Origin of the sequence: Thorsellia anophelis DSM 18579 (assembly GCF_900111395.1) — a bacterium.
Lineage (GTDB): Bacteria > Pseudomonadota > Gammaproteobacteria > Enterobacterales > Thorselliaceae > Thorsellia > Thorsellia anophelis.
Genome location: NZ_FOHV01000051.1, coordinates 1 through 8,145, shown reverse-complemented (window position 1 = coordinate 8,145; position 8,145 = coordinate 1). Strand labels below are relative to the sequence as shown.

Below are 8,145 nucleotides of genomic sequence, written 5' to 3'. Positions count from 1 at the left end.
TAGAAAGTGTATTTGGCATTGGAAAAATGCACATTGGGATGGGACAAGCGAGATATAAGGGGCTAGTTAGAAATGCGCTAAGCTGTACGCTGCGTTGTATTGTTTTAAATCTCCAGAGGGCCAAAACAATTAAAAAAGAACTAGACGATTTACAGGCTAAATACGCCTAAATTTTGCCTAAAAGGCAAAAAATGGAACAAAAAAGGGTCAATATGCCTATAAATACGCGAAAAAAGTGTTTTTTTTGAAAAAAATGATCAAAAAAACAGGAAAAAAAATTTTTCCAAAAATCTATTTTTTAAAAAATAGATTTTTGATGTAACTAGCGAGATGCAGAGCATAAATGCAAAGCTCTCATTCTGTTTTGTTTTAAAAAAAGCGCGTATTGATTTAGAAAGCACACTATCAAAAACCATGAAAAGGAAAAATCAACCTATCAACTGCGCTCGAAAAGATTGATAGGGCTGTAAAACAAAAATAACTTTGTTAGCACTGGATATAGGCTTAAAGATCATTTTGGGCAAAAAATTGAAAAAATGACGATACATCTAGATACATCTAATAGTTATCATAGATTTACTCAACTGCAAAAGGCACGCATTGAAATCTAATTTGAAAGAAATAGTTTTGTTGCTTTCTTATAAAACCATCTACAGCAGCCAAAAAATTACCAATAAAGCACTGTCCAGCCTTTAGCAGTAGCAAGTTGTTTAAGCGTTTCATTTGGATTAATCACATAACTGTGATCTGCAAATTCAAGTAAAAACCTATCATTAATTGAATCTGAATAAGCGTAGCTTCTAAGATTAGATGGGAGCTCATGTTTTTTATTTGCTAAGTAAGCCAAAATCTTCTTAACTTTTCCTTCTTTAAACGTAGGCTCACCCATTATCTTGCCAGTATAGATCTGTTGATTACTTTCTTTATCATACAAAATTTCATTCTCAACACCAAAGCTCACACTTGCCCCTAAAAATTCCGCAATCGGTTTAACAATGTGTTCTGAACTTGCTGATATAATGACAATATGATCCCCACGTTTTTTATGCCATTCTAATTTTGCCAGTGCTTCGACATACAACTTTGGTTTAATTTCTTCTAGTACGAATTGCGTAACAAGCGTGTTCACCTGTTCAGTATCCATACCTTTAATCGGCAATAAACTCAGTTCAATATATTGTGTAATATCAACTCGCCCCTCATAGTAAAGTGCAAGCAGTCTTTCATCTTCTTTTAATAATGTTTCAGTCGCTAAGTTTTGTTTAACAAGCCATGCGAGCCATAGGGTTGTACTATCAACTGAAACAATCGTTTCATCTAAATCAAAATAAGCTATTTCCATCATGCAACCTCAATACACTCTTCAAAATTAAATCGAATTAATAATTCACTACCAACAGGAACCAAACGCATCAACCCACGGTTCAAGGTATCTAGCTTTAATTGGACCTGATTGACTTCAACTTGATACCGGATGATATTACCAAGCAATTGCACTGAAATGACTTTAGCTCTGAATGCTTCGCTTAAGGTATCACTAAATAGCCTTGTATGATCTTCTATATAAATCGATTCAGGTCGAATCGCAATATATTTAGATGTGCTATGGTTAAACAGTTTGCTCACATCACTTGGTTCCAAAATATTATAGTGACCAATAAAAGCGGCTATAGACCGGGTTTCAGGTCTTGTATAAAGCAATTCAGGCTTTCCTTGCTGAACAAACTGTCCATTATCCATCAAAAATATTCTATCAGATAAAGCCATAGCTTCTTCTTGATCATGAGTCACAAATAATGTTGTTAGGTTGAGCGCACTTTGAATTTTTTTAATTTGTTCACGAAGCCGCTTTCTGATAGGTGCATCTAAAGCACTCAGAGGTTCATCAAGTAATAATAATCTTGGCATCATAACTACGGCGCGAGCTAATGCAACCCTTTGCCTTTGTCCCCCTGATAATTGATGAGGGTACTTACTAGCGTGCGGTAATAAATCAACTAGTTCAAGGATTTCATTCACTCGTTTTGCACACTCTGCTTTAGTGCATTTTGCTATTTTTAAGCCGTAAGCGACATTATCAAACACACTTAAATTAGGAAATAACGCATAATGCTGAAACACCATGCCTATGCCACGTTTTTGAATACTTCGGTGAGTGATGCATTCCCCTTCCACATACAATTCACCACTATCTATATTCGTTAATCCTGCAATCGCTCGAAGTAACGTAGATTTGCCACAACCACTTTGCCCTAATAGCGTGATAAATTCTCCCTTATATACTTCAAACGAAAGATTGTTAAGTATGGGTTGTTCCGTTTGTTTTATCCAATAGGATTTTTTTAAATTTTTGGCTTCAAAAAATATTGTCATGATAGAGTTCCTGTTTAAATGCCCTAACTGTATGAGTACTATTTTTATTTTTCATCGTTTTGACGGCTGTAACGCATAGCAAAATAGGTGATAATTAATACGAAAGTGAAATAGGTCATCACTAAAGCACTGGTAAAATGTCCACTGGTCGATCTCATATTAAAAAGATAGACTTGAAGTGTTTCAAAACGAGTGCCTACGAGCATGTTTGCAAAAACAAACTCTCCAAACATAAATGAAAAGCAAATAAACCAACTGGTAAAGAGTCCTCTTTTAATATTGGGTAAAATGACTTGGAAAAACGCTTTAAAATCAGATGAACCCATTAGATTCGCACTATTCATTAAATCAGGCAAGGAAATTGATTTCAGACTACTACTGAGTGTTTTATACATAAATGGTAGAGCTATCATGAAATAACTTAAGACTAAAATCCAGGGTCCCCCCATTAATGAAGAAGAGGCATATAGCTGTAATAAGCCGACTGATGCAACGACTGGTGGCATGGCAAAAGGCATGAGAATGATCATATTCATCCACTTATCTAGACTTGGGTATCGGTAATGAATGATAAAAGTAACCGGTAAGATGATAATGGTTGACAATATTAATGCCATGAAGCAAACAAATAAAGAACGTCCAAACGCTAAGTAAAATCTCTCATCGCTAAACAGTATTTGGAAATGTTTGAGTGTGAGCCGATTGGGTAATAGAGTCGCTCCCCATTCATCAGCAAATGCATACAGTCCTATTGCTAATAGCGGTAAAAATAATACAAATAAAATAATGCCTATCACACAGTAGTGATAATAGTAAGTTATACGCATATATCGAATTTACCTATTCATTATAGAGAATTTAAACCTCATCAAATCGACGTACCAACATCAAACGATTAAATAATGTGATTAAGACTAACTGCGCCATTAAAATAATTGAGAGCGCTGCGGCTAATGTTGGATTTAAAAAAATATCCCCAACCACCAAAGAAGAAATTCGGATAACCAGTAAATTAATATTACCGGATGTGAGCGCATAAGCCGTTGCATAAGCACCTAAACTGTTTGCCATCAACATGACAAATGTTCCAAATAATGCAGGAAGCAGCATGGGGATTAATACTGTTCGAATATAATAAAAGTTTGATGCACCAAGTAATTTAGCCGCGTCTTTCCAATTTGGATCAATTAAGCTAAATGCTGGGTATAATAATAAGATTGCCAGTGGTATCTGAAAATAGGTATAAACAACAATCAACCCATTTAATGAATAAAGCGTAAATCCAAGCGGCACTCCCCAAGATTTTAACAACAAAGTTATCACGCCATTTGTTCCCATTAAAATCATAAAAGCAAACGCGAGGGGAACGCCAGAGAAATGGCTGCTCATATTGGTAAATGAAAGTGCCCATTTTGAAATTTTATTGGGCACTTTAGTAATTGAGTTTACCGCAATTAAACCGATAACCAGTCCCAGAAAACTTGATGTCAGAGCTAACCAAAATGCACTCGTAATAGATTGCATATAAAATGGGTTGCCAAAAATTTCCTGGTAGTGTTGGAATGATAAATTGCCCATCCCATCTTGAACACTATTCATTACTATCCAGATAAATGGTGCGAAACACACACTCATTAATAACAATGAAAAAGGGACAAACCATAGTAATGAAAAACGATATTCAATTCTCTTAGACATAAATAGAACGCTTTAATTAAAATAAGAGTAAAATCAACCTTGAACACCAGTTGTCTCTAAGAGCATTTCACGACAAATAGTCTTGTTATGATCTAAACGTAACAAACTTGCAAGTGTTCCAGCTATTTGTGTTTGTGCTATTTGACATTCAGCATGATGATTAAACTGAGATCCAATTAAAAATAACGGAACTTCACGCTCTTCTTTTAATCTCCCGCCATGAGAATGGTCTCGATTCATACCATGATCAGAAGTCACCATAATTTGGTATCCCATCTCAATCCACTTAGGCAAAACCAAGGATAAGAAGCCATCTGTACGCCTTGCTGCGTTACGATACTCAGGGCTTTCAGAACCAAATCTATGCCCGCTATCATCAATATTCATGGAGTGCACTAACATAAAGTTAGGCTGGTATTCAGTTATAATTGCATGCGCATCATAAAAGAGATGATCGTCAGGATAATGATCAGCACTATAAAAAAGTCCATGCTCAATCACCATATCAAGATCATGCGTCACCCTATCGGTTAATGGATCAAATGGCGTTTTATTATATAACTCACTTATCCAATGATAGGCCGCAGCTCCCGTAGTTAACCCTGCACGTTTCGCTAAATGAAACAAGCTTATTTGGTTTGATAGCCTGCTAATATCATTATGAATGATGCCAGATTCAATAGGCTTTTTACCTGTTAACAGTGTCTCATAAAGAGGTCTAGACAATGAAGGCAACTCACTGACTAAAGAATGGAAACTGGCTTGTGTTGCTTTAGGATTATCTGCGCTATTAGCACATAACGCGTGAAGATACCCCATTGCATGCATTGCCGTTTGTAAATTTAACCCATCTAATATGACCAGCATGACTTTTGGAGATTGATGAGAATGGTAATTAGATTGATTTAAAGACGAATATTCTGACTCTGACATATGAGTTCCTATTAAAAGACATTAAGGTGCCAATACATTGTTATATTTTGACTTATTGGCACCACATAGATGGTTATTGCATATGAATTAATACATTCGATTGCCAAAGTGCTGGAATTTGCTTAGATGTTGCTTCCCAAGCGGCATTATCTGCAATTGGCTTAGCATTAATATATTGACTAGGAGGGAGTAATTTGTCTTGAACTTCTTTAGGTAAAATAACTGACTCTCGAATAGGTTTTGCATACCCCTTAGCCAGATTAATTTGCCCTTCATCACTTAATATATAAGCTCGGGCTAATTTTGCTGCATTAGGATTTTTCGCATATTTGTTAATAATCGTGGCATAACCTGAAATAATAGAACCATCTGACGGAATCACAACTGTGAAACGACTAGGATCTATCTTATCTCTATAGTTAAGTGCATTAAAGTCCCACATTAAAGCAATCTCTATTTCACCTTTTTCTAATGCTGCAATATCAGCATTCGCTAAGGACAATCTATTTTGTTTTGCAAGTTCACTAAAATAGGTAATCGCAGGTTCGATGTTAGTTTCACTGCCACCTAATGCGTAAGCTGCTGCTAATACCGCATTATTTGCTTGAGCTGCCGTCCCTACATCCCCAACAGACACCTTATAATCACTTGCTTTTAACTCTGCCCAGCTTGTTGGTGGGGTTTTTACCAAACTATTATCAATGATAAAGGCAATTGTACCTGTATAGCCTAGCACCCAATGCCCCTCATCATCTTTTGCCCAGGCTGGAATTTCATCCCAGTATGGAGTTTTATAAGCTTGAGTGACACCTTGCTGCTTGGCTATTGGTCCAAACGCAATACCAACATCACCAATATCAGCTGAAGCATTTTCGCCTTCTGCTTTAAACTTAGCGATTTCTTCTGCAGAGCTCATATCTGTATCTTGATGACGTATTCAATAGGTCGTATTCATCTCTTCCCATGTTTCCTGCCAATTAGCCCATGTATCAGGCATTCCGACACTTATTACCTGTCCTTCTTTTTTTGCGTTTTCAATTAATGTAGGTTCTATTTTGTCTAAGGCTTCTGTAGGCAGAGAAACTACCCCCATCCAAACAGTTAATCCAAGCAATGCAAACTTGTTTAAACGATGAGAGCTATTAGGTATTTTAATGAATTTATTGGAAAGATTAGATAATAAAATTGGAAGATTCAGTGCATTAGTATTCTGGTTCATTTGGGCTGCCTTCATATTCATAAAACCTCTATATTTGACATTCATTTCACAAAAGCGAATGTATATCCATTCGCTACTTTGCTAAAAAAATTAGCATTACTGTCATACAAGATAATCGTCTTATGTGACAGTAATGCGTCAGAAATATGAACTTATGATGACAGTAAAATTAAACTGCATAACAATGGAAAATATCGATGTTAGACTCAAAAAATATCATGACTGTTTAGTTTCAAGTCTGCATTTCAAACAGGACGATTCACCTAGCAAGAGGTGCTGTGGTCACATTGCTAGGGAAAACCGACGGACACAAGCCCAGTTTCAATGTGTCGATTGTGGTTATGAAAATCACGCCTATGTAGTCGGTGCGATGAATATTTTAGAGCGGGGACACCGCTTGTTAGCTTGTGGAGATAATGTGCGGTTAGACATCTCTGTGAAGCAAGAACCCACCGAAGTGACTTCTTTAAGTAATTGAAGGTGCGCAGTAGGGATCCCCTTGCTTTAGCAGGGGAAGGATGTTAACAATAAATACAAAATCTCAGCAAAGAAAACGAGTTTTAATTGGTAAAGTTGCTTGTGTTTAAAACGTTAAATTAATATTCATATCCTGGACAAGTAAACTTTTTCTTATTTTTGATACTCTCTTTGAACTGAGTGTGAGACTTATGTTTTTTTCAACCTTTTAACATCACGTTTAATTGCGCTAAAAGTTAAATATACCCCTGATAAGGTAAAGAAAAGTGCTAATATTGCAGCTATCCTCAACATTAGACCATTAAAACTCTCACCATTTGGTATATCTAAAATATGTAACCGCCAAAAAAAATCATATACTACCCAATAATCATTGCGTAGTTTTAAAAACTCACCTGTTATTTTGCTAAAATAAAGTCTTGTATTGTAACTATCATCAAATGAAACTTGCCAAACATCAGTTACACCATACAGCTCATCAACAATACCTAAACGCATTTTAGGCTCTGTTATTAAAGAGACTGATTCGATAGCAGCATTGTGTTTATGGAACTGTTGTGCAAATTCAATTACCTGTTCTTCATTTGTATGTGTTATTACATTTAAGGTCTGCACATTAATTGGGGTAATTTTTTTATGCCCTGCATCATCAGTTTGAGTAACTTCAACTACGGGACCATGGGGCGTTTGTATGGCCCTTAAATTACTAATATTTAATTGATATTCATGAGGGAAATTTTTCAACCAATCCTTTGGCAAAAGTACACTTGGCACATTTAACACAAAATTCCCTTTTGTGATTCCATTAAAAGGGATGATAGAAAATACCACTCCTCCTATAATCCAAAAAAGGAATTGAATAAACATAAAATAAGAAACGTAGCGGTGGACTTTAAACATAAATTTTTTAAGCATAAAACTATTCCTTGTCAGTCAGTATCTCATATTGAAAATCTTATTTTTTAATATTCCCAACATTCTAATACAAAACATTCCAATTATAAAAACACTTATAAATCAAAAACTAAAAATCATCATTCTACTCATAAATTGCATACACCCCCGCCCTAATTGGGCGAGGATTTTCACCTAAATTACTAGTATAATATCACCATATGTGATAAAGAATTTTACTCAGCTGGTATTGAAGCAGCGGCAGCGGCGGCGGCTGCTTCAGCCTGTAGACGCTTTAACTCTTCTTCAGCTGCAATCCTAGCTGCTTCTTCATCGGCTAATCTCTGAGCTTCAGCATTCGCAGCTGCTTGAGCAGCTTCGAATTCAGCTTGTCTTTGCGCTTCTTCGTATGCTGCAGCTTGAGCCGCTTCATATTCAGCTTGTCTTTGAGATTCGGCTTCTAAAGCTGCTTGCTCTGCCTCTAATTCAGCTTGTCTTTGAGACTCTGCTTCTAAAGCTGCTTGCTCTGCCTCTAATTCAGCTTGTCTTTG

Annotated in this window: 8 protein-coding genes and 2 pseudogenes; 2 read left to right on the top strand and 8 right to left on the bottom strand. The window is 36.2% G+C overall.

Annotated elements, in window-relative coordinates:
• Window positions 1-170, top strand: a 170-nt coding sequence (locus BMW37_RS16120; protein ID WP_483887624.1) for a transposase, incomplete at its 5' end; no start/stop codon positions are given.
• Between the two features lie 497 nt (window positions 171-667).
• On the opposite strand, the gene BMW37_RS14560 is transcribed toward BMW37_RS16120, so the two are convergent.
• The 6 genes and pseudogenes from BMW37_RS14560 to BMW37_RS14535 form a co-directional block, all read right to left on the bottom strand.
• Entirely contained in the window at window positions 668-1,342 is a 675-nt protein-coding gene (locus BMW37_RS14560; RefSeq protein ID WP_177168698.1) for an HAD family hydrolase, read from the bottom strand.
• Window positions 1,342-2,373 (bottom strand): ABC transporter ATP-binding protein, encoded by a 1,032-nt coding sequence (locus BMW37_RS14555; protein WP_093322680.1) that lies wholly within the window; start codon window positions 2,371-2,373, stop codon window positions 1,342-1,344. Before BMW37_RS14555 ends, BMW37_RS14560 begins: the two co-directional genes overlap by 1 nt.
• A gap of 44 nt (window positions 2,374-2,417) precedes the next feature.
• Window positions 2,418-3,200: an ABC transporter permease gene (locus tag BMW37_RS14550; RefSeq protein ID WP_093322678.1), complete on the bottom strand. Its 783-nt coding sequence runs from the start codon at window positions 3,198-3,200 to the stop codon at window positions 2,418-2,420.
• A 31-nt stretch (window positions 3,201-3,231) separates the two neighbouring features.
• Entirely contained in the window at window positions 3,232-4,071 is an 840-nt protein-coding gene (locus tag BMW37_RS14545; RefSeq protein ID WP_093322675.1) for an ABC transporter permease, read from the bottom strand.
• A 33-nt stretch (window positions 4,072-4,104) separates the two neighbouring features.
• The gene (locus tag BMW37_RS14540) at window positions 4,105-5,004 is read right to left on the bottom strand and encodes an alkaline phosphatase family protein (protein ID WP_093322674.1); all 900 of its coding nucleotides are present in this window, start codon (window positions 5,002-5,004) and stop codon (window positions 4,105-4,107) included.
• A gap of 73 nt (window positions 5,005-5,077) precedes the next feature.
• Window positions 5,078-6,097, bottom strand: a pseudogene (locus BMW37_RS14535) (ABC transporter substrate-binding protein).
• A gap of 259 nt (window positions 6,098-6,356) precedes the next feature.
• Here BMW37_RS14535 and BMW37_RS16085 point away from each other — a divergent pair.
• On the top strand, window positions 6,357-6,701 hold the full coding sequence (locus tag BMW37_RS16085; protein WP_218139546.1) for a zinc ribbon domain-containing protein: 345 nt from the start codon (window positions 6,357-6,359) through the stop codon (window positions 6,699-6,701).
• 188 nt (window positions 6,702-6,889) lie between these two features.
• Here the strand turns inward: BMW37_RS16085 and BMW37_RS14525 are convergent, their stop codons facing one another.
• Both BMW37_RS14525 and BMW37_RS14520 read right to left on the bottom strand, forming a co-directional pair.
• Window positions 6,890-7,615 carry a PepSY domain-containing protein gene (locus tag BMW37_RS14525; protein ID WP_093322672.1) on the bottom strand — a complete coding sequence of 242 codons (726 nt, stop codon included), beginning with the start codon at window positions 7,613-7,615 and terminating at the stop codon, window positions 6,890-6,892.
• Window positions 7,616-7,830: 215 nt separating this feature from the next.
• Window positions 7,831-8,145: pseudogene (locus BMW37_RS14520) on the bottom strand (cell envelope integrity protein TolA); the annotation flags it as partial.

Excerpts from the sequence above, each read along its gene's own strand:
- BMW37_RS14560 (WP_177168698.1), bottom strand. The coding sequence starts at position 1,342 with ATGGAAATAGCTTATTTTGATTTAGATGAAACGATTGTTTCAGTTGAT.
- BMW37_RS14555 (WP_093322680.1), bottom strand. The coding sequence starts at position 2,373 with ATGACAATATTTTTTGAAGCCAAAAATTTAAAAAAATCCTATTGGATA.
- BMW37_RS14550 (WP_093322678.1), bottom strand. The coding sequence starts at position 3,200 with ATGCGTATAACTTACTATTATCACTACTGTGTGATAGGCATTATTTTA.
- BMW37_RS14545 (WP_093322675.1), bottom strand. The coding sequence starts at position 4,071 with ATGTCTAAGAGAATTGAATATCGTTTTTCATTACTATGGTTTGTCCCT.
- BMW37_RS14540 (WP_093322674.1), bottom strand. The coding sequence starts at position 5,004 with ATGTCAGAGTCAGAATATTCGTCTTTAAATCAATCTAATTACCATTCT.
- BMW37_RS16085 (WP_218139546.1), top strand. The coding sequence starts at position 6,357 with ATGCGTCAGAAATATGAACTTATGATGACAGTAAAATTAAACTGCATA.
- BMW37_RS14525 (WP_093322672.1), bottom strand. The coding sequence starts at position 7,615 with ATGCTTAAAAAATTTATGTTTAAAGTCCACCGCTACGTTTCTTATTTT.